18 protein-coding genes are annotated in these 21,362 nt (G+C 69.8%); 4 read left to right on the forward strand and 14 right to left on the reverse strand.

Features of this window, described 5'->3' with window-relative positions; all coding sequences use genetic code 11:
- Positions 1 to 51: 51 nt before the first annotated feature.
- Positions 52 to 567: a hypothetical protein gene (locus tag NKJ47_RS15405; protein ID WP_254458708.1), complete on the reverse strand. Its 516-nt coding sequence runs from the start codon at positions 565 to 567 to the stop codon at positions 52 to 54.
- Positions 567 to 1,712, reverse strand: a complete 1,146-nt coding sequence (locus NKJ47_RS15410; RefSeq protein ID WP_254458709.1) for a hypothetical protein — start codon at positions 1,710 to 1,712, stop codon at positions 567 to 569. Before NKJ47_RS15410 ends, NKJ47_RS15405 begins: the two co-directional genes overlap by 1 nt.
- Positions 1,713 to 2,106: 394 nt before the next feature.
- Here NKJ47_RS15410 and mutS point away from each other — a divergent pair, with 394 nt between their 5' ends.
- Positions 2,107 to 4,698: a DNA mismatch repair protein MutS gene (mutS, locus tag NKJ47_RS15415; protein ID WP_254458710.1), complete on the forward strand. Its 2,592-nt coding sequence runs from the start codon at positions 2,107 to 2,109 to the stop codon at positions 4,696 to 4,698.
- A gap of 518 nt (positions 4,699 to 5,216) precedes the next feature.
- Here mutS and NKJ47_RS15420 read toward each other — a convergent pair.
- Both NKJ47_RS15420 and NKJ47_RS15425 read right to left on the reverse strand, forming a co-directional pair.
- On the reverse strand, positions 5,217 to 5,876 hold the full coding sequence (locus NKJ47_RS15420) for a glutathione S-transferase family protein (RefSeq protein ID WP_254458711.1): 660 nt from the start codon (positions 5,874 to 5,876) through the stop codon (positions 5,217 to 5,219).
- A 57-nt stretch (positions 5,877 to 5,933) separates the two neighbouring features.
- A complete protein-coding gene (locus NKJ47_RS15425; RefSeq protein ID WP_254458712.1) occupies positions 5,934 to 6,629 on the reverse strand; it encodes a helix-turn-helix transcriptional regulator in 696 nt (231 codons plus the stop codon).
- Positions 6,630 to 6,896: 267 nt separating this feature from the next.
- Between NKJ47_RS15425 and katG the strand changes: the two genes are divergently transcribed.
- Positions 6,897 to 9,146: a catalase/peroxidase HPI gene (katG, locus tag NKJ47_RS15430; RefSeq protein WP_254458713.1), complete on the forward strand. Its 2,250-nt coding sequence runs from the start codon at positions 6,897 to 6,899 to the stop codon at positions 9,144 to 9,146.
- 431 nt (positions 9,147 to 9,577) lie between these two features.
- On the opposite strand, the gene NKJ47_RS15435 is transcribed toward katG, so the two are convergent.
- A complete protein-coding gene (locus NKJ47_RS15435; RefSeq protein ID WP_254458714.1) occupies positions 9,578 to 9,985 on the reverse strand; it encodes an RNA-binding S4 domain-containing protein in 408 nt (135 codons plus the stop codon).
- A 385-nt stretch (positions 9,986 to 10,370) separates the two neighbouring features.
- On the opposite strand from NKJ47_RS15435, the gene NKJ47_RS15440 reads away from it, so the two are divergent.
- Entirely contained in the window at positions 10,371 to 11,831 is a 1,461-nt protein-coding gene (locus tag NKJ47_RS15440; protein WP_254458715.1) for an MATE family efflux transporter, read from the forward strand.
- A 252-nt stretch (positions 11,832 to 12,083) separates the two neighbouring features.
- Here NKJ47_RS15440 and rplS read toward each other — a convergent pair whose 3' ends face one another.
- The 8 genes from rplS to ffh all read right to left on the reverse strand — a co-directional run bounded on the left by rplS (position 12,084) and on the right by ffh (position 18,963).
- Positions 12,084 to 12,500, reverse strand: a complete 417-nt coding sequence (rplS, locus tag NKJ47_RS15445) for a 50S ribosomal protein L19 (RefSeq protein WP_010342237.1) — start codon at positions 12,498 to 12,500, stop codon at positions 12,084 to 12,086.
- Positions 12,501 to 12,631: 131 nt separating this feature from the next.
- Positions 12,632 to 13,414, reverse strand: coding sequence for a tRNA (guanosine(37)-N1)-methyltransferase TrmD (gene trmD / locus NKJ47_RS15450; protein WP_254458716.1), 783 nt, complete (start codon positions 13,412 to 13,414; stop codon positions 12,632 to 12,634).
- 73 nt (positions 13,415 to 13,487) lie between these two features.
- A complete protein-coding gene (gene rimM, locus NKJ47_RS15455) occupies positions 13,488 to 14,000 on the reverse strand; it encodes a ribosome maturation factor RimM (RefSeq protein WP_254458717.1) in 513 nt (170 codons plus the stop codon).
- A gap of 44 nt (positions 14,001 to 14,044) precedes the next feature.
- Positions 14,045 to 14,305: a 30S ribosomal protein S16 gene (rpsP, locus tag NKJ47_RS15460; protein ID WP_254458718.1), complete on the reverse strand. Its 261-nt coding sequence runs from the start codon at positions 14,303 to 14,305 to the stop codon at positions 14,045 to 14,047.
- A gap of 149 nt (positions 14,306 to 14,454) precedes the next feature.
- Positions 14,455 to 15,255 carry an aminotransferase class IV gene (locus NKJ47_RS15465; protein ID WP_254458719.1) on the reverse strand — a complete coding sequence of 267 codons (801 nt, stop codon included), beginning with the start codon at positions 15,253 to 15,255 and terminating at the stop codon, positions 14,455 to 14,457.
- A complete protein-coding gene (locus NKJ47_RS15470) occupies positions 15,252 to 16,322 on the reverse strand; it encodes an NAD(P)H-dependent flavin oxidoreductase (RefSeq protein ID WP_254458720.1) in 1,071 nt (356 codons plus the stop codon). The genes NKJ47_RS15465 and NKJ47_RS15470 overlap by 4 nt, the downstream gene beginning before the upstream one ends.
- A 245-nt stretch (positions 16,323 to 16,567) precedes the next feature.
- The gene (locus tag NKJ47_RS15475) at positions 16,568 to 17,470 is read right to left on the reverse strand and encodes a hypothetical protein (RefSeq protein ID WP_254458721.1); all 903 of its coding nucleotides are present in this window, start codon (positions 17,468 to 17,470) and stop codon (positions 16,568 to 16,570) included.
- Positions 17,471 to 17,583: 113 nt separating this feature from the next.
- The gene (gene ffh, locus NKJ47_RS15480) at positions 17,584 to 18,963 is read right to left on the reverse strand and encodes a signal recognition particle protein (protein ID WP_254458722.1); all 1,380 of its coding nucleotides are present in this window, start codon (positions 18,961 to 18,963) and stop codon (positions 17,584 to 17,586) included.
- Positions 18,964 to 19,068: 105 nt separating this feature from the next.
- On the opposite strand from ffh, the gene NKJ47_RS15485 reads away from it, so the two are divergent.
- Positions 19,069 to 19,863: a cytochrome C assembly family protein gene (locus NKJ47_RS15485; protein ID WP_254458723.1), complete on the forward strand. Its 795-nt coding sequence runs from the start codon at positions 19,069 to 19,071 to the stop codon at positions 19,861 to 19,863.
- Between the two features lie 110 nt (positions 19,864 to 19,973).
- Here the strand turns inward: NKJ47_RS15485 and NKJ47_RS15490 are convergent, their stop codons facing one another.
- Positions 19,974 to 21,041 carry an aldose epimerase family protein gene (locus NKJ47_RS15490; protein ID WP_254458724.1) on the reverse strand — a complete coding sequence of 356 codons (1,068 nt, stop codon included), beginning with the start codon at positions 21,039 to 21,041 and terminating at the stop codon, positions 19,974 to 19,976.
- Between the last annotated feature and the right edge of the window lie 321 nt (positions 21,042 to 21,362).

Consider the following 21,362-nt stretch of genomic DNA (forward strand, 5'->3'; position numbering starts at 1 on the left):
GGGGGCCTCTGCGCGCTCTTGGGATTCGACAAGGCGGCGTTCGCAGCCTTGTCAGGGTCCGGTGGCAGTCGGGTTGCGGCAACCGGCATTGAGTCGCGTCACGAGCTGCATGCGCGCATCGCCGACCGCTGCGCCCAGAATCCCCAACGCATCGGACGTGGATGAGTTCCAGTTGACCCTGGCCGACTGCCCGCGCACGACGAACGCCGCCGCCCCCTGAGGCCGAATCTCGAATGCCGCCACCCCCGTTACGGTTGCGGGCAAGGCATTCAGATAGAGCTTCTGAACGGCGATTGTCACCGATGGCGCATCGGCAACGCGCGACCAGCCCAGCGAACCCAGTGCCTCACGGACGCTGGCAGCGATGTCGGGAAATACATACGTGTGGTTTCCAAGCATTCCCACCTCTGTGGTCGATCGCGCATCGACGATTTGTCCCAGTCGGTAAGGACAGCGCAGACCGGAATCGACCTTCGTTGGCAGATGCAGCACCTGCGTGCGTTCGATGCGGGCGGCACACCCACATAACGACAGCAGCAGGCTGAGCGAAACGGCGATGCGGACCATCAGGGATGGGTCGCTTGGCCTTGGGGAGTCGGTGGATCCTTGGGCCTGTATGTTTCCCAGAAGGTCTTGCGGTGGCTCGGCACCGTGGGCACCGACGTCTCTGCAGGCGCCTGCGCTGGGCGGGCAGATGTGTCGACCGCGGCGGACGCGACCACGCTCGGAGTCGGATCGTTGGGCGACACGGCGGCGACTTGTACGATGGACGCTTCAGCGCTCGGAGTCGGCGCGATTGCGTGTGATGCCGCTGCTTCGGCGGCAAGCGACGGATTCGGAATGGCCGCCGTCAACGCTGCCGGCTGATAGTCGGAACGCAATGACTGGTATCCGGTGATGGCCTGGAAGCGCGGGTTGCCAGCACGCACCCACACCACGCCCCCGTAGCGCCGCTCGATGCGGCCAGACACGCTATGCCCGGCAATGTCCGACTTTCCCTTGATCTTCTGGCCCCATTGCTGGCGACCTTCTGCAGAAAAATCGTAGACCATCATGGCAACGGCCTGGTCGATCGATTGATCGATCAGCCCGCCCATCCGGGCTGCCCCCAACTCGAGCCAAGGCTTGCTTTCGCCAGGGGTGGGAAACTGGAAACTGGAGCGAACGGCATAAGGGCGCGAGAACAGGAACCTGGTCTTGACCTTTCCGTTCTTTATCTCGCGATCTTCGATCGCCACGTTGAGTAGAACATAGGCCGTACCCATCGCATCGCCCATGGCGTAACGCGGCCTGATGACCAACACATGCTTCGGCATGGCGTCCAGATCCTGCCGTGCCTGCCAAGGTGCGTGAACGATAGTGAGCACAGGGCGATCGGCGATTCCCGAGCCCGGCAGCCGGCGTTGCAGGGATCCCATCAACGGCGTTTCGAAGTCGTATCCAACCATCATGTTGCGCAACGGCAGCACGGCGGCTTCGGCGTTCTTGTTCTGCGAGTTCTGCACGGCAGTCCCGATGAGCGCACCGACCAGCCCGAACTGCATTCCCATCTGCATCGCCGTCGACGAGACATCGATCGCCAGTTCCTGCTGGGTGAGTTCCACCTCGACCGGCATGTCGGGCGCCAATGGCAACGGCAACGCATTGTCGCGGGCCATCGAAGACGCACAGAACACACTCAGCCCTAAGGCCAAGCACAGTCGCTTGAACATCGTTATCCCGCTGAGTCGACACCCACCGGCCAGCGGCTTGCCCGCCGACCTCCCCGATTCGGCAGTCTAGCCACGCCACATGGGTGAGTAAAGGCGAGCAACGGCGCGCTTCGATTGCCGAGCACGTTCCGAACGGATAGCAAAATGGAATCAGGTAAAGAAGCTCCCACACTTCGCACGTCACCCACTGAACAAACGCGAGAAACGCCTGACCGCCCTTCGTCCAGCGATCACGTCCGCGAGCCGCGCCCAGCCGCCACATCGCCGTACCCGACCAGGCGCAACCCCAATCCACTAAACTTGCCTCCCCCACGGGCGGCCCGCCGCCCATGCCCTGTCGCACCGGCGGCGCGCGCCAGGCGCCGTCGCCCCCGCACGTCCGCACGAAGGCGCCATGACCTCAGAGAAAGTCCCCGAACACACCCCGCTGATGAAGCAGTTCTTCGCCGCCAAGTCCGAGTACCCGGACCTGCTGCTGTTCTTCCGCATGGGCGATTTCTACGAACTGTTCTACGACGACGCGCGCAAGGCCGCGCGGCTGCTGGACATCACCCTGACCCAGCGCGGCAGTTCCGGCGGCGCGCCGATCCCGATGGCCGGGGTGCCGGTGCACGCCTACGAGGGCTATCTGGCGCGGCTGGTGGCGCTGGGCGAGTCGGTGGCGATCTGCGAGCAGATCGGCGATCCGGCGCTGGCCAAGGGCCTGGTCGAGCGCAAGGTGGTGCGCATCGTCACCCCCGGCACGGTCACCGACGAGGCCTTGCTGGACGAGCGCCGCGACACCCTGCTGATGGCCATCGCGCGCACCAAGCAGGGCTACGGCCTGGCCTGGGCCGACCTGGCCGGCGGCCGCTTCCTGGTCAACGAGGTGGACAACGAGGACGCGCTGGAAGCCGAACTGGCGCGGCTGGAGCCGGCCGAGCTGCTGGTGCCCGACGAGGACCAGTGGCCGGAGTTCCTGCGCGAGCGCCGTGGCGTGCGCCGTCGGCCGCCGTGGCTGTTCGACGCCGACAGCGGCCGCCGCCAGTTGCTGGCGTTCTTCCAATTGCACGATCTGACCGGCTTCGGCATCGACGACAAGCCGCGCGCCACCGCCGCCGCCGGCGCCCTGCTCGGCTACGTGGAGGAAACCCAGAAGCAGCGCCTGCCGCACCTGACCGCGATCGCGATGGAAACCGCCGGCGAGGCGATCGCGATGAACGCGGCCACCCGCCGCCATTTGGAACTGGACACGCGCGTCGACGGCGACACCCGCAACACCCTGCTCGGCGTGCTCGACAGCACGGTCACGCCGATGGGCGGGCGCCTGCTGCGGCGCTGGCTGCACCGTCCGCTGCGCCTGCGCGAGGTGCTGGTGCAGCGCCACCACGCGGTCGGCACCCTGATCGACCGCGGCGCCGACGCCGACCTGCGCGAGGCGTTCCGCGCGCTCGGCGACGTCGAACGCATCCTCACCCGCGTCGCCCTGCGTTCGGCGCGCCCGCGCGACTTCTCCACCCTGCGCGACGGCCTGGGCCTGCTGCCGAAGGTGCGCGCGGTCCTGGCGCCGCTGGATTCGCCGCGGCTGGCGGCGCTGGCCGCGGAGCTGGGCCAGCATGACGAGATCGCGCACCTGTTGGCGGCGGCGATCGCCGAACAGCCGCCGCTCAAGCTCAGCGACGGCGGCGTCATCGCCACCGACTACGACGCCGAGCTGGACGAACTGCGCCGGCTCAGCACCAACGCCGACCAGTTCCTGATCGACCTGGAAGCGCGCGAGCGCGCCAGCAGCGGCATCGCCACGCTGAAGGTCGGCTACAACCGTGTGCACGGTTACTACATCGAGATCAGCAAGGGCCAGGCCGACAAGGCGCCGGTGCACTACAGCCGGCGCCAGACCCTGACCAACGCCGAGCGCTACATCACCGAGGAACTGAAGAACTTCGAGGACAAGGTGCTGTCGGCGCGCGAGCGTGCGCTGTCGCGCGAGAAGCTGCTCTACGAAGGCCTGCTGGACACGCTGGGCGAATGCCTGGAACCGCTCAAGCGCGCCGCCGCCGCGCTCAGCGAACTGGACGTGCTGGCCGGCTTCGCCGAACGCGCGCAGGCGCTGGACTGGACCCAGCCGGAACTGGAGACCGGTGCGTGCCTGCGCATCGAGCGCGGCCGTCACCCGGTGGTGGAAGCGGTGCGCGAGCAACCGTTCGAGCCCAACGACCTGGACCTGCACCCCGACCGACGCATGCTGGTGATCACCGGCCCGAACATGGGCGGTAAGTCGACCTACATGCGCCAGAACGCGCTGATCGTGCTGCTCGCGCACATCGGCAGCTACGTGCCGGCGCGGCGCGCGGTGATCGGCCCGATCGACCGCATCCTCACCCGCATCGGCGCCGGCGACGACCTGGCCCGCGGCCAGTCGACCTTCATGGTCGAGATGGCCGAGACCAGCTACATCCTGCACCACGCCACCGCGCAGTCGCTGGTGCTGATGGACGAGATCGGCCGCGGCACCTCCACCTACGACGGCCTGGCCCTGGCCGACGCGGTGGCGCGCCACCTGGCCCACCACAACCGCTGCTACACGCTGTTCGCCACGCACTATTTCGAGCTGACCGCGCTGGCCGACGCATCGGTCGAAGGCGGCCCCAGCGGCATCGCCAACGTGCACCTGGACGCGGTCGAGCACGGCGACCGCCTGGTGTTCATGCACGCGGTCAAGGACGGCCCGGCCAACCGCAGCTTCGGCCTGCAGGTGGCGGCGCTGGCCGGCCTGCCCAAGGCCACCGTGGCGCAGGCGCGGCGGCGCCTGGCGGAACTGGAACAGCGCGGCGGCGAAAGCCACGCCTCGCAGATGGCGCCGCAGGCGCTGGACGCGCCGCAGCAGTTCGGCCTGTTCGCGGCCGCGCCTTCCGCCGCGCAGGAAGCGCTGGCCGCGTTGGATCCGGACGAACTGACACCCAAGCAGGCGTTGGAGGCGCTGTACCGGCTCAAGTCGCTGCTGTAACGCAATGTGCGGCTTAGCACCTCTCCCACCGGGAGAGGGGTTGGGGGTGAGGGTCCGGCGCGCAGCATCTCGCAATGTCAGGGCGCACGAGGCTGCGCCCGTACCCTCATCCGCCCCTGCGGGGCACCTTCTCCCGAGGGGAGAAGGGAAAGCGCTAGCCCCTCTCCCACCGGGAGAGGGGTTGGGGTGAGGGTCCGGCGCGCAGCGTCTCGTGGTGTTTGGATGTACGAGGCTTCGCCCGCACCCTCATCCGCCCCTGCGGGGCACCTTCTCCCGACGGGAGAAGGAACCGCTGCTAGCCCCTCTCCCCCCGGGAGAGGGGTTGGGGTGAGGGTCCGGCGCGTAGCGTCTCGTGGTGTTTGGATGTACGAGGCTGCGCCTGTACCCTCATCCGCCCCTTCGGGGCACCTTCTCCCGATGGGAGAAGGAACCGCTGCTAGCCCCTTTCCCCTCGGGAGAAGGGCTGGGGTGAGGGTCCATCCACACGGCACACCCAGCCGCCGGTGGTCCACATCCCGCTAGGCGTTCGCCGGCACGGCGTTCGGGCGCGGCATGAACGGATTCGGATGGGCGGGCAGCAACGCATCGTCGATGGCCGCGGCACGCTGCGCCGCCGGGCGCACCAGGTGCCGCTGCACGAACGCGACGAACGCCGACCGCGCCTCCAGCACGCCGATGCGCGTGTAGAAGCCGAGGAACGCGGCGGCATAGAGGTCGGCTGCACTGAAGCGGTCGCCGGCCAGATGCTCGCGACCGGCCACGCCCTGCTCCAGCATGTCCAGCAGATCCTCGCCATGGCCGTAGCCGGCGCTGTGCGCCGGCGCCAGCGTGCCGTACTGTTTGGCGGTCAGGAAGGCTTCGGCCGGCCCCGCCAGCAGGAACAGCCAACGGTAGTAATCGGCCCGCGCCGGCGATCCCGGCGGCGGCGCCAGTTGCCGCTCCGGCACCAGATCGGCCAGGTAGGCGCAGATCGCGGCGTTCTCGGTGACGATCGTGGTGCCGTGGACCAGCGCCGGCACCTTGCCCATCGGGTTGATCGCCAGGTACGCCGGCGCCTTCATGCCGGTGCCGTAGTCGAGGATCTGCGCGCGGTACGGCAGGCCGGTTTCTTCGAGCATCCAGCGTGCGATGCGGCCGCGCGACATGGGGTGGGTGTAGAGCACAAGATCGTGGGACATGGTCGGACTCCGTGGTGGACGCCGCGCAGTCTGCGCCGCCCCTGCTGACAACCGCTGTCAGGAGGCCACACGGTGGCCGGTGGCGGCGCGCCAGCGCCGGATCAGCAGATGCCGACGGTCCGGGTAGCGTTCGCCGTCGTCGCGCAGCGCCAGCACCCGGTCGGCGCGAAAATGGCGGAAGTCGCCGCGCAGTTCGCACCAGGCCGCGATCATCCCGTAGCCATCGAGGAAGGCCATCGCGAACGGCCAGATGCGCCGCTGCGAGGCGGTGCCGCCGGCATCGGCGTACTCCATGTGCAACACGTGCTCCAGGCGAATGCCCCGGCGCAGGACCGGCAGCCACGGCGCCGCCGGCTGCGCCAGCGCGGCCGCGGGCACCAGCAACCCGCTGGTCTCCAGCGCCAGCCGCAACGGCGCCGGCAGCGTCGCGCCGATCCGGGTGATCGCCCGCTGCGCGGCCTGCGCCAGTTCCGGATCGGCCTGGCTCGCCACCCAGCGCGCGCCCAGGGTCAGCGCCTCCAGTTCGTCCTCGCTGAAATGCAGCTCCGGTAGCAGGAACCCCGGGCGCAGCACATACCCCACGCCCGGGTCGCCGAGGATGTCGGCGCCCTGCCCGCGCAGGCTGGCGATGTCGCGGTACAGCGTGCGCAGGCTCACCCCCAGGTCGGCGGCGAGTCGCGCCCCGGCCACGGGCCGGCGGCGTCCACGCAGGGCATCGAGCAGGCGCAGCAACCGGGTGGCGCGTTGGGTCATCCGCACAGGATAGCGAGCGCCGCCGCCGGCCGGCATGGCATGCCCGCGTCCAACCGGATCGCCATGCGTGCCCGGCATGCCTGCAGCCCCGGGCCTTGCAGCGCCATCGAACGATGCGATAGCTATTACCTATCGATTGATTAGAAGAATTCGAATTCTATAAATAGCCGCTTCCGCCTATCGTGTGCCCAGTTCCACCGTATCGCCGCCGCATGATCGCGGCGCTGAGCCACCCCATATCGTCCCTCCAGATCAAGGCAGCCTCCCATGACCAGCGAATCGAAATGCCCGTTCCACCAGGCTGCCAGCGGCAGCGGTACCAGCAACCGCGACTGGTGGCCCAAGCAGTTGCGCGTGGACCTGCTCAACCAGCATTCGGCCCGCTCCAATCCGCTGGACCCGCAGTTCGATTACGCCAAGGCGTTCAAGCAACTCGATCTGGAAGCGCTCAAGCGCGATCTGCACGCGCTGATGACCGATTCGCAGGACTGGTGGCCGGCCGACTTCGGCCACTACGGCCCGTTGTTCGTGCGCATGGCCTGGCATAGCGCCGGCACCTACCGCACCGGCGACGGCCGCGGCGGCGGCGGCCGCGGCCAGCAGCGCTTCGCTCCGCTCAACAGCTGGCCGGACAACGTCAGCCTGGACAAGGCGCGGCGCCTGCTGTGGCCGATCAAGCAGAAGTACGGCCAGGCCATCTCGTGGGCCGACCTGCTGATCCTCACCGGCAACGTCGCGCTGGAATCGATGGGCTTCAAGACCTTCGGTTTCGCCGGCGGCCGCGCCGACACCTGGGAGCCGGACCAGGACGTGTACTGGGGCCGCGAGACCAAGTGGCTGGGCGGCGACGAGCGCTATTCGCACGGTTCGCCGGGCGTGGACGAAGCGCACGGCGTGCTGGTGAAGGACGACGACAGCGAAGTGCAGCACACCCGCGACCTGGAGAACCCGCTGGCCGCGGTGCAGATGGGCCTGATCTACGTGAACCCGGAAGGCCCGGACGGCAATCCCGACCCGCTGCTGGCGGCCAAGGACATCCGCGACACCTTCGGCCGCATGGCGATGAACGACGAAGAGACCGTGGCGCTGATCGCCGGCGGCCACACCTTCGGCAAGACCCACGGCGCCGGCCCGGCCGACCACGTCGGCGCCGAGCCGGAAGCGGCCGACCTGGAAAGCCAGGGCCTGGGCTGGTCCAACAGCTTCGGCAGCGGCAAGGGCGGCGACACCATCACCAGCGGCCTGGAAGTCACCTGGACCACCAAGCCGGCGCAGTGGACCAACGAGTTCTTCGAGCACCTGTTCAAGTTCGACTGGGAGCTGAGCAAGAGCCCGGCCGGCGCGCACCAGTGGGTGGCCAAGAACGCCGAGGCGGTCATTCCGGACGCGCACGATCCGTCGAAGAAGCACCGGCCGACCATGCTCACCACCGACCTGGCGCTGCGCTTCGATCCGGCCTACGAGAAGATCTCGCGCCGCTTCCTGGAGAATCCGCAGCAGTTCGCCGATGCCTTCGCCCGCGCCTGGTTCAAGCTGACCCACCGCGACATGGGCCCGCGTGCGCGCTACCTCGGCCCGGACGTGCCGGCCGAAGAACTGCTGTGGCAGGACCCGATCCCGGCCGTGGACCACCCGCTGGTCGACGCGCAGGACATCGCCGCGCTGAAGCAGACCCTGCTCGATTCCGGGCTGAGCGTGGCCCAGCTGGTGTCCACCGCCTGGGCCGCGGCCTCCACCTTCCGCGGTTCGGACATGCGCGGCGGCGCCAACGGTGCGCGCATCCGCCTGGCCCCGCAGAAGGACTGGGAGGTCAACCAGCCGGCGCAACTGGCGCAGGTGCTGGCCACGCTCGAGCGCATCCGGGCGCAGTTCAACGGCGCCCAGAGCGGCGGCAAGAAGATCTCGCTGGCCGACCTGATCGTGCTCGGTGGCGTCGCCGCGGTGGAACGTGCGGCCAAGCTCGCCGGTCAGACCGTCGAAGTGCCGTTCGTGCCTGGCCGCATGGATGCGTCGCAAGAGCAGACCGACGTGGAATCGTTCGCGGTGCTGGAACCCATCGCCGATGGCTTCCGCAACTACGCCAGGCGCCGCTATGCGCTGTCGGCCGAGGCGCTGCTGATCGACAAGGCGCAGTTGCTGACCCTGACCGCGCCGGAGATGACCGTCCTGGTCGGCGGCCTGCGCGTGCTCGGCGCCAACAGCGGCCAGTCCGCGCATGGCGTATTCACCGATCGCCCGGGCGTGCTCAGCAACGACTTCTTCGCCAATTTGCTGGACATGGGAACCGAGTGGAAGGCGACCTCGCAGATGAAGGACGTCTACGAAGGCCGCGACCGCAGCAGCGGCGCCGTGAAGTGGACCGGCACCCGTGCCGACCTGGTATTCGGCTCCAACTCGGTGCTGCGCGCCGTGGCCGAGGTCTACGCCAGCGCCGATGCGCAGGAGAAGTTCGTGCGCGACTTCGTCGCCGCCTGGACCAAGGTGATGCAACTGGACCGCTTCGACCTGGCCGCCTGAGGCCGGCAGCGCACGCCACGACAGCGCCCCGCTCGCCGGGGCGTTGTCGTGCGCGTGGGTGGCAATCGCCATGCTCCGAGGTGTGGCGGAGACGACACCATCGCCGCGCGACGCCGCCGCGCGTCGCGGCTGAAGCCGCTCCTGCAGCAACGTCCCACCACGCTCCGCGCAGCCACTCCCCGTAGGAACGGCTTCAGCCGCGACCGCGTGTCTGCCCGGAACGCATACCGCATGCGGCGTACCTCGACACGTCGCTCCTCTGGCAGTACCGGCAAAGACGAGTGCCTGGTGTGGCGGAACGAATCCGCGTGTCGCGGCTGAAGCCGCTCCTGCGCAAAGCCGCGACCACACCGAGCGCAGCCGCTCGTGGTGGGAGGGGACTTCGTCCCGACCTCGGATACCAGAAGGCGGGACCACGCCGATGCCGCCGGCTACAGCGCGTCGAGGTCGCCCAGCGCGCGAATCAGGCGGCGCGCGCGCTTGTCCGGCTTGGTGTCGGGAGCCTGGTAACCGTTGCGCTCGGCGCTGCGCTGCGCGCGCAGTTGCGCGCGGCGTTCGCGCGAGGCCTCGCTCTCCTGGTACAGCGTCTGCGCCACGCTGGCCGGGCCACGGGTGTCGCTGAGGCCCAGCACCTGGATCTCGAACACCTCCTCGCCGCGCTGCACGCGCAACTGCTCGCCCACGCGCACCGCGCGCGAGGACTTGGGCCGCTGCCCGGCCACGTCCACCTTGCCGGTTTCCACCGCCTGCTTGGACAGGCTGCGGGTCTTGAAGAAGCGCGCGGCCCACAGCCACACGTCCAGTCGCACCGCCACCGCTTGTTCAACGGGTTCGTTCATCGCGTTCAGGCCATCCACCTGCATGTTTGTTCGCCCGGTCGCGGCGCATCGCCTGCGCGGGTGCCGCGCTTGGCGCCGGGTACCGCGGCCTGCGGCACTGTACGCCCCTGCCGGCCCCGGACCGTATTGCCCGGCGCACGACCGCGGCACCGCGCCGCGCCCGTTCCAGTGCAGGTGGCGGCACGGTCGCCGCATTGCAAGTCTTCACCATTGGCCGCACCACCCGCCGCGTACGCGGCGGCCCGGTGGCGCGAGGCGCCCGGTTCGCATCGACGCCTCCATTCCAGGGCGTGAGCGGTCGCGCCACATCCGCCGTCCGTTGTCTCCCGGCGGCCGGGCGCCGGTGCTAGTGTGCACGCCTTCCCCGCCCCTCCACAGGCAACCGATGCAAAAGCCCGCCACGCTGACCGAAGGCCCGATCGGCCGCCAGTTGCTGCTGTTCTCGCTGCCGATCCTGGCCGGCAACATCGCGCAGTCGCTCAACGGCTCGGTCAATGCGGTGTGGATCGGCCGTTATCTGGGCGAAGCGGCGCTCACCGCCGCGGCCAACGCCAACAGCATCATGTTCTTCCTGATCGGCTCGGTGTTCGGCATCGGCATGGCCGCCACCATCCTGATCGGCCAGGCGATGGGCCGCGGCGACGTGGCCCAGGCGCGGCGGGTGATGGGCACCAGCGCCACCTTCTTCATCGGCATCTCGGTGCTGATCGCCGCCAGCGGCTGGTGGCTGGCGCGACACCTGCTGGCGGCGATGGGCACGCCGGCGGCCTCGCTGCCGCTGGCCGAGGCCTACCTGCGGGTGATCTTCCTGGCGATGCCGCTGCTGTACACCTTCGCGTTCCTGTCGGCGGCGCTGCGCGGTACGGGCGATTCGCGCACGCCGTTCCGCTTCCTGCTGCTGTCGGTGGCGCTGGACATCGGCTTCAACCCGCTGCTGCTGTTCGGGCTGGGCCCGTTCCCCAAGCTGGGCATCGCAGGTGCGGCCTGGGCCACCTTGATCGCGCAGGCGGTGTCGCTGGCCGGGTTGCTGCTGTTCCTGCGGCACAAGCGCCATGTGCTGTGGCTGGGCCGCGGCGACGCGCGGCTGTTCCGGCTCGACCTGCCGATCCTGCGCGCGCTGATCGTCAAGGGCGTGCCGATGGGCCTGCAGATGGTGCTGATCTCGCTGGCGATGATCGTGATGATCGCGCTGGTCAACGGCTACGGCACCGCCACCTCCGCGGCCTACGGCGCGGCGCTGCAGTTGTGGGCCTACCTGCAGATGCCGGCGATGGCGATCGGCGCGGCCTGTTCGTCGATGGCCGCGCAGAACGTTGGCGCGCAGCGCTGGGACCGGGTCGCGGCGACCGCGCGCAAGGGCGTGCTGTTCAACTTCCTGCTGACCGGCGCGCTGATCGCGCCGCTGATCCTGTTCGACCGCTGGACCCTGGCGCTGTTCCTGCCGCCGCACAGTGCGGCGCTGGAGATCGCGCGCCACCTCAACCACATCGCGGTGTGGTCGTTCCTGTTCTTCGGCGTCACCTTCGTGATCTCCGGCGTGGTCCGCGCCACCGGCGCGGTGATCCCGCCGCTGCTGATCCTGGCGCTGTCGCTGTGGGGCGTACGCGTGCCGTTCGCGCAATTGCTGCAACCGCAACTGGGCGCCGATGCGGTGTGGTGGAGCTTCCCGACCAGCGCCACCTGCGCGATGCTGCTGTCGCTGGCGTACTACCGCTGGGGCAACTGGCGCAAGGCGCGGATGCTGGCGCCGTCGCGTCCGGACACGCTGGCGCATCCGGCCGAAGTGCCGGCGCAGCCGCCGGCACCGGTCGCCGACGTGGCGGTGGCGCCGGATCCGGCGCGCTGAGCGCCCGGGGCAACGATGCCTTGCCGCTGAATCCCGCTCGCGCAGGAGCGGCTTCAGCCGCGACCAGCCCGCCGGCAGAGCGCGAGATACAGGGCGCGTTCGGTCGCGCGGCAGGATCCGGTCGCAGCTGAAGCCGCTCCTGCGGGCGTGCCGTGCGCGGCCATGGGCTGAAGCATGGCACCGACGCATTCCCCAAACGCAAACGGCCGCCCGAAGGCGGCCGTTGCGGCAGCGACCGAGGGTCGCTGGGAATTACTCGGCCTTGGCGGCAGCGGCAGCGGCCTGGCGCGCGACCTTGGCCTGCGCAGCGGCGGCCAGGTCTTCCTTGATGCGGGCAGCCTTGCCTTCCAGGCCACGCAGGTAGTACAGCTTGCCGGCGCGGACCTTGCCGCGGCGCTTCACTTCGACCGAGTCGATGGTGGCGCTGTGGGTCTGGAACACGCGCTCGACGCCGTAGCCGTGCGAGATCTTGCGCACGGTGAACGAGGAGTTCAGGCCGGCGTTCTTGGTGCCGATCACCACGCCTTCGTAGGCCTGCACGCGCTCGCGGTTGCCTTCCTTCACCTTGACGTTGACGACAACGGTGTCGCCCTGGTTGAACTCCGGCAGCTTGCGCTGGATCTGGGCGGCTTCGAAGTCGGCCAGGATGGTCTTGTTGAGCTTGCTCATGGTGGGCACCGCTTGTGTCTGGTGAGGTGGTCCGGCAGTCGCCGCACGGCGATTGCGCGATATCGGATGGGCCAAGCACGGAACGCACTGGCCGGAAAGCCGGGCATTTTAACCCAGCTCGGCAGCCATGGCTAGGGCTTGGGTGGATTTTCCTGTTCGGCGGCCGGCGCCGCCTCCCGCTCCTGGCGGAATTCCTGCAGCAGGCGCCGGTCGGCCGCGCTCAGCGCCGCCTCGTCCAGCAGCTCCGGGCGCCGCAGCCAGGTCCGCCCCAGCGCCTGCATGCGCCGCCAGCGGGCGATCGCGGCGTGGTTGCCGGACCGCAGCACCGCCGGCACCTCGCCCAGCGCGTGCTCGCGCGGGTGGGTGTAGTGCGGGCAGTCGAGCAGGCCGTCCGGCCCCTCGAAACTGTCCTGGGCGGCGGATTCGGCATCGTTCAGCGCCCCCTCCTGCAGCCGGGTCACCGCGTCCACCAGCACCGCCGCGGCCAGTTCGCCGCCGGACAGCACGTAGTCGCCGATCGAGATTTCCTCGTCCACGGCCGCGGCGACGAAACGCTCGTCCACGCCCTCGTAGCGCCCGCACAGCAGCAGCAGCCGCGGCAGCGCAGCGAGTTCGCGGGCCTTGGCCTGGGTCAGCGGCCGCCCTTGCGGGCTCAGATAGATCAACGGCGCCGGCTGCGGATCGGCCGCGCGCACCGCCTGCAGGCAGGCCTGCAGCGGCTCGATCATCATCACCATGCCCGGGCCGCCGCCGAACGGGCGGTCGTCGACCTTGCGGTAGCCGCCAGTGGCGTAATCGCGCGGGTTCCACCCGTGCAGGTCCAGCAGCGCGCGCTCCTGCGCACGCCCGACCACGCCGAACGCGGCGCACTGGGCGACGAAGTCGGGGAACAGGCTGATGACGTCGATGCGCATGAGGCGGGGAATGGGGAGTCGGGAATGGGGAATGGGAAAGGCAAAAGCTAAAGCGGCCGCATGGCCGCTTTGCTCAGAACTCGGGGTCCCAGTCGACCACGACCAGGTTGGCCTCGAAATCCACCGACTTGATGTAGTCCGGCTGCACGAACGGCACCAGCCGCTCGCGGTCGCCACGCACCACCAGCACGTCGTTGGCGCCGGTGGAGAACAGGTGCGAGACCTGCCCCAGCGCCACGCCGTCGACGGTGCGCACGTCCAGGCCTTCCAGGTCCACCCAGTAATATTCGTCCGGCCGCGGCGGCGGCAGGCTGCTGCGCGCCACGTAGATCTCGGTGCCGCGCAGGGCCTCGACCGCGTCGCGGTCGGTGATCTCGGGCAGCGTGGCGATCAGGTACTTGCCGGATTCGCGGCCGCGCACGCCACCCAGGCTGCTCTCGCTGCCGTCGGGCTTGCGCACGATCCAGGGCTGATAACGGAAAATGGCGAGGCGCGGCTCGGTCCAGGACTCGAGCTTGGCCTCGCCACGGATGCCGAACGCGCCGAGGACCCGACCGAGCAGGATGCGGCGCTGGCTGTCTTTCATCGGGGCAAACGCAAGGGCCGCGCGCCAGGCGCGGCCCGCAAGGATCAGGCCGCGGCGGCCTGGGCCTTGGTGGCTTCCTTGTACAGGTTGCGCACCTTGTCGGTCAGCTGCGCGCCATTGGACAGCCAATGGTCGACGCGGGCCAGATCCAGCACCACGCGCGGCTCGGCGCCCTGGGCGACCGGGTTGTAGTAACCGACGCGTTCGATGTTGCGGCCGTCGCGCGCGCTGCGCACGTCGGTGACGATGATGTGGTAGAAGGGGCGCTTCTTGGCGCCGCCACGGGTAAGGCGGATCTTGACCATGGTGAGTTTCCGGTGTTGCCCAGTCGCCAGGATGGCGCGGTGAACCGACGATTATAGCCACCGCTCCTGCTGCTGCCAAGTCGTTGCCGCGGCAAGGGGATTGGGGATTGGGGGATTCGCGGGAAGCGGCAGCACTGTCCTCGGGGCGCTCAGATCGCCTGCCAGGGCTGGGTGCGCAGCGCTTGCTCCAGCAACTCCAGCAGTTCTCCGGCCGGGCGCAGCGCACGCCCGTCCACCGCCGCCACCGCCTGCTGCCCGCGGGCGTTGCAGGTGAAGGCGGCCACGCCCGCCCCCAGCTCCTCGACCGATAGCGGCCGTACCTGCTGCGCCACGCCCAGCGCGGCCAGCCCGGCCTGCAACAGCCGCTGCTGGGTGCCACGCAGCGCCGGCGCCTGCGGCCAGTGCAGGCAGGCCCCGTCCCACACGCCCAGGTTCCAGGTCGGCCCCTCGGCCACCTGCCCCTGAGCGTCGACGAACAGCGCATCGTCGCTGCCGGCCTGCAGCGCCAGGCGGCGCTGCTGGAACGCGCCGAAGGTGCCGACATGCTTGAGCTGCGGCGCCTCGCGCGCGAACGCGCCGCTGCGCAGGCGCAGCGGTGCCGGGTCGGCCTGCGCCGGTTCCGCCAGCGACACCAACAGCTCCACCGCGCAGTCGTCGGCGGCCCGGCGCAGGGTGAAGGCAGGCGAGAACACGGTGACGCGCAGCGACGCATCGGCACGCCCAGATGCGGCCAACGCCGCACGCAGTTCGCCGCGCAGGCGCGCCTCCGCCAAGGCACTGCCGAACAGGGCCGCGGTGGCCTGCTGCAGCCGCTGCAGGTGCAGGTCGAAACCGCGCACGGCGCCGTCGCGCACCTGCATGGTGCTGAAGTGGCCGTAGTTGACCAGCGCCGCCGCGGCCAGCACGTCGGCCGTGGCCGGCTGGCCGCCATGGAAGACCTGCGCGCTCACAGCAGGGCCTGCGCCTGCGCCCACCAGCGCGCCAGCAGTTCCGCCGCCGGCTGCGCCGGTGCCATCCATGCCGACTGCCCCGCCCAGGCCTGCATCGCCGCCAAGCGGTCCTCGCGCTGCGCGGCCTGGCGCATCGGCGCGGTCAGCCCGCGCTGCACCGGGTACGGCCGCGGCGGCGGCGCCTCCGGCGCGGCGGCGGCGCGCACGTAGTCGGTGGCCAGCGCCCGGCCCAGGCGGCCGGAGAAGGCACGGGTCAACGTGGTCTGCTCGGGTTCGGCCTGAGCCAGCCCGTCCGCCCAGGCCGGCGCCAGCGCCGCCTCGGGGGTGCGCAGCAAGGCGGTGCCGATCTGCACCGCGCTCGCGCCCAGGGTCAGCGCGGCGGCGATGCCGCGTCCGTCGCCGATGCCGCCGGCGGCGATCACCGGCACCTGCAGGTGGTCGGCCAGCCGCGGCAGCAAGGCGAACAGGCCGCTCAGTTGCCGCTCGGCGCTGCCGGCCTCGAAGGCACCGCGGTGGCCGCCGGCCTCGGCGCCCTGGGCGACCACCGCATCGGCACCGGCAGCCTGCGCAGCCAGCGCCTCCTCCAGGGTCGTGGCGCAGGCGAACCAGGCGATCCCGGCCTGTTGCAGGCGCTGCACCTGGTCCGGCCGGAACAGGCCCATGATCGACGAGGCCACCGTCGGACGCGCCGCAAGCAGGGCCTCGAACTGGGCGTCGAAATCGGCCGGCGCCGCATCGCCGGCGGCGGCGTCGACCGGCGGCCCCCAGCCGCCGAGGAAGCTGCGCACCTCGGCTTCGGCCGTGGCATCGCGCGCGGGCGGCGGGTCCGGCACCCACAGGTTGACCTGCGTCGGGCCGCCACCGGCGGCGCGGAACGCATCCATCCACGCCGCGATGTCCTGCGGCGCGGACAACACCGCCCCCATCGCGCCCATGCCGCCGGCAGCGGCGACCGCGGCCGACAGCGGCACCGGGCAGGCGCCGGCCATCGGGCTGAGCAGGATCGGCAGGCGCAGGCCGAAGCGAGCGCAAAATGTGGTGGCGCGAGCCTGAAGCGAAGGATGCATTGCCCTCTCACCGTGCACAGAAGGCATCAGTATGCGCGACACGCCCAGCCATCTGCCGGCAGCTGAGCATGAATGGAAAGGCGCGCCGCCTATCGTCGTGGCGGCGCGTCCAACGCCAATGCCGTGGACTGTTGCGCTCGCCATGGCACGCATTGACGGGACTTCCGGCACCCTTCCCACAAATCCGCGGAGGTCACCAGCGCAACCCCAGAAGCGGGTCCGTGCATCCGGACCCGCCAGCGCCGTCAGGCGCCGAAGTGGATGCTGCCACGCAAAGGCGTGGAATTCGCGTCGCAGTACTGCTCGAAGTCCGCATAGAGCCGAACGACATTTCCCTGAGCATCCTGCTCGATCTTGCGCACATTCAAGGTGCCACGGGTCGCGTTGCACCCGCGCCCGTTGCCATCGAAATCGAAACCGGCGTTGACGCTATCGGCGAACCGACTGAAGGTGTACCGCCCGGGCACCAAGGTCTTGCCAGCGGGCGCGGCGATGGTCGCAGTCCAATCGTCGCGCAGGCCAGAGGCGGCATACTGAAGCCGTGAGGGCGTCCCGCTCAGCGCAAACACGCTCGTATCGTTGTAATAGGTCTTGTCCACGCCACCCGCGACATAATCGTCGTCGCCGCTGTTCAACTTTAGGAACAGCGGCGCGGCGTTGTAGCTGACCACGCCCGCAAGCGCCGGCGCCTTGTTGGTCTCGCATTGCTGAACGAACGACGCCTCCAGCTGATCCACGTTCCCGGCGGCATCGAACGAGACCTGCCTGATCGACACCTTTCCCCAGATGTCGTTGCAGCCTCGTCCGGTGCTGGAGACGTCGAGCCCGGGCGAGCGGCCGGTCCTGAACGACGAACGCTCTGCATTGGCGTAGACGCTGGGAGCGAGCCCGGTCCCGACCGGGGGAGTGATCGTGATCGACCAGTACTCGCCGGTCGTACTGGTGATGGATAACGAGACCCGATCCTTGTTGCCGCGCACACCGAATGTCGCGTTCGCGTCGGTCAGGACGGCCTTCTTGCCCTGGCCGATGTAGTCGCCTGCGTTGCTGGAATACGAAAAGATCGAGGCGGCGTCACACGCGAACGCCAATCCGGCACCCGCCACCACCGCCGCGAACCTGCACACGTGTCCATTGAGTCCTTGCATACATCCTCCGATGATTAGGTTTGCCCGGTCCGGAGCAAGCCGCGTCCGTCCACGGACGCGTCATCCTAAGCATCGGCAGTGTCATGCGCTGCGACAGGCACCGCCACCGCGGTTCAGCGGAACGGCAGGCCGCCGCGCCCCCCCATGCCGCCCATCATGCCCTTCATGCCGCGCATCAGGCCCTTCATGCCGCCGCCGGCCATCTTGCTCATCATCTTTTCCATCTGCTGATACTGCTTCATCAGCTTGTTGACGTCGGCCGGCTGGGTGCCGGAGCCGCGGGCGATGCGCGCGCGGCGCGAGCCGTTGAGCAGGCCCGGGTTGCGCCGCTCCTTCTTGGTCATCGAGCCGATGATGGCGATCATCCGCGGCACGTCCTTGTTGCCGGCGACCTGCTGCTTGAGGTGCTCGGGGATCTGGCCCATGCCCGGCAGCTTGTCCATCAACCCGGACAGGCCGCCCATGTTCTGCATCTGCTCGAGCTGGTCGCGCATGTCGTTGAGGTCGAACTTCTTGCCCTTGGCGACCTTCTCGGCGAGCTTCTGCGCCTTGTCCTTGTCGACCTGGTGCTCGACCTGCTCGACCAGCGACAGCACGTCGCCCATGTCCAGGATGCGGCTGGCCAGGCGGTCGGGGTGGAACACGTCCAGGCCGTCGGGCTTCTCGCCGATGCCGATGAACTTGATCGGCTTGCCGGTGATGTAGCGCACGCTCAACGCCGCGCCGCCGCGGGCGTCGCCGTCGGTCTTGGTCAGCACCACGCCGGTCAGCGGCAAGGCCTCGCTGAACGCCTTGGCGGTGTTGGCCGCGTCCTGGCCGGTCATCGCGTCGACCACGAACAGGGTTTCGGCCGGGGTGATCGCCGCGTGCAGCGCCTTGATCTCCTCCATCATCGCCGCGTCGATGGCCAGGCGGCCGGCGGTATCGACCAGCAGCACGTCGACGAAGGACTTGCGCGCATCGGCGATGGCGGCGCGGACGATGTCCACCGGCTTCTGCGAGGCCTCGGACGGGAAGAACAGCCCCCCGACCTGCTCGGCCAGGGTCTTGAGCTGCTCGATCGCGGCCGGGCGGTACACGTCGGCCGACACCACCATCACCTTCTTCTTGCGCTTTTCCTTCAGGTGCTTGGCCAGCTTGCCGACCGTGGTGGTCTTGCCCGCGCCCTGCAGGCCGGCCATCAGCACGATCGCCGGCGCCGGCACGTTGAGGTTGAGGTCGCTGGCGGCCGAGCCCATCACCGTGGTCAGCTCGTCGCGCACGACCTTGATCAGCGCCTGGCCCGGGGTCAGGCTCTTGAGCACCTCCTGGCCGACCGCGCGCACCTTGATGCGCTCGATCAGCGCCTGCACCACCGGCAGGGCGACGTCGGCCTCGAGCAGCGCGATGCGCACTTCGCGGGTGGCTTCGCGGATGTTCTCCTCGGTCAGGCGACCGCGGCCGCGCAGGCGCTGCATGGTGCCGGAGAGGCGTTGGGTGAGGGATTCGAACATGCGGGCGGGTCGCGGACGGGAAACGGCCGTCGATTATAGCCGGGCGCGCCGGCGATCCCGGCCGCCGCCGTCACAGGCGCCGGCGCGATATGCGAAACTGACCCGATGCTCATCACCGTCCTCGCCACCGTGCTGTACCTGGCCGCAACCGGCCTGCTGATCGCCGCGGTGGTGCGCGACCGGGTGGACCGCAGCCGCGCCTGGCTGTGGCCGGCGCTGCCGGCGGTGGCCCTGCATGCGGGCTATCACGTGCAGGTCGCCCTGCACACCGCCGGCGGCCCGGACATGCACTTCTTCGCCGCGCTGTCGCTGGTCAGCCTGGGCATGGCGCTGATGACCACGCTGGTCGGCGCCAGCGGGCGCATGGCCGCGCTGGGCGTGGTGGTGTTCCCGCTGTCGGCGGCGCTGCTGCTGGCCTACCACGGCTACGGCCACGCGCCGGCGCCGGTGCTGGACTGGCGACTGCAGTTGCACGCCTGGCTGGCGCTGCTGGCCTACGCCACGCTGGGCATCGCCGCCCTGCTGGCGGTGATGCTGTGGCTGCAGGAACGCGCGCTGCGACGTCGCGACTTCCATCCCTGGCTGCGCGCGCTGCCGCCGCTGACCGCGCTGGAGACGCTGCTGTTCCGCACCATCGTGGTCGGCTTCATCCTGCTGACCCTGACCCTGCTGACCGGGGTGCTGTTCGTGCAGGATTTCCTGGCGCAGCGGCTGGTGCAGAAGACCGTGCTCAGCGTGCTGTCGTGGATCGTGTTCGGCGCGCTGCTGTTCGGCCGCTGGCGCTACGGCTGGCGCGGGGTCAAGGCGGTGCACTGGACCCTGGCGGCGATGGTGTTGCTGCTGCTGTCGTTCTTCGGCAGCAAGTTCGTGATCGAACTGGTGTTGGGGCACGCACAGTAGCCTGCGCAGCCGGTCGCAGCACATCGGTTCGCAGGAGCGGCTTCAGCCGCGACCGGGCGTTCCCGGGAATGCCCGGTCGCGGCTGAAGCCGCTCCTGCGACGCCCCTCCATCAACCGCCGCCCGGCTCCGCCAGCGCCGCTTCCACCGCGGCCCAGTCGGCGCCGCGGCCGACCTCGGCGAAGCGGTAGGCGATGCGGTGCCGGTAGACCTGGCCCGGACGCAGGATGCTGTCGGGGAAATCCGGCTGGTTCGGTGCATCCGGGTAGCCCTGCGGCTCCAGGCAGATGCCGCGGCCCAGCGTCGGATGCTGCCGGTCCAGGCCCTGGCCCTCGTACAGCTGCACGGCCGGCATCGGGCTGGCGACGCGCATGGCCACGCCGCTGTGCGGCGAATACAGCAGCGCGGTGCAGTCGTGGCCCGCGGCCAGCACCAGGCAGTGGTCGTAGCCGGCGCTGAGCGACAATTGCGGATCGGCGGCGATGTCCTTGTCGGCGATCGCGCGCGCCTGGCGGAAATCGAACGGCGTGCCGGCGACGGCGGCGACCTCGCCGCGCGGCAGCAGCGCCGCGTCGCGCACCGGCAGGTAGCGGTCGGCCGGCACCCGCAGCCACTGCGCCGCGGCGGGCGGCACCGCGGCATCGCCGGCCAGGTTGAAATAGGGGTGATGGGTGAGATTGAGCGGGGTCGGCGCATCGGTCCGCGCGACGAACTCGACGCTCAGGCAGCGGCCTTCGACGCGATAGGTCGCCTCCACCGACAGGTTGCCCGGGTAGCCCTCCTCGCCGGCCGGCGAGTCGTAGCGCAACTGCAGCGTGCGCTCGGTCTGCGCCAGCAGCGTCCACACCCGGCGGCCGAAGCCCAGCGCCCCGCCGTGCAGGTGGTTGGCGCCCTCGTTGGCGGTGACCGCGTAGCGCCGGCCATCGACGGTGAAGGCCGACCCGGCGATGCGGTTGCCGAAGCGCCCGACCAGCACGCCCAGGTAGGCCGGGTCCTGCAGGTAGTCCTGCAGCGTCGGCAGCCCCAGCACCAGTTCGGTCGCGCCGTGCGTGCCCTGCAGGCGCAGGCTGCGCAACAGGCCGCCATAGGTCAGCAGTTCGGCGCGCAGGCCGTCGCCGCTGTCCAGGACCACGCACTGGATGGCGGTACCGTCGGGAAGATGACCGAAGAGCGAGGACATGCAGGAGCCTGGGGCGGTGACGCGCATGCGCGGGCCCCGCAGCATAACCAGCGCTGGCGCGACACGGCCATCGCCGCGCGGGCATCGGCGCTGCGCTGTGCGATGGCGCGCACACTCGAGCAACGCACCGCCTGCGGTGCCACGCCGCGCATTCCAATTCCGATATAGCGGCAACGCATTTGGGCATTGGTCCGCCCTTCGCGTGTCTTTTATGCTCGGGCTGGGGAATGGACAGGGGCGACCGGGGACAGCGCACCACGGCGGCGCGGACGCGATCGCACCTGGGCTGCGTTCCCCGATGCGGCACCGGCCCGGCGCCAC

Source organism: Xanthomonas sacchari, from assembly GCF_024266585.1.
In the GTDB taxonomy this organism is placed as follows: Bacteria; Pseudomonadota; Gammaproteobacteria; order Xanthomonadales; family Xanthomonadaceae; genus Xanthomonas_A; species Xanthomonas_A sacchari_C.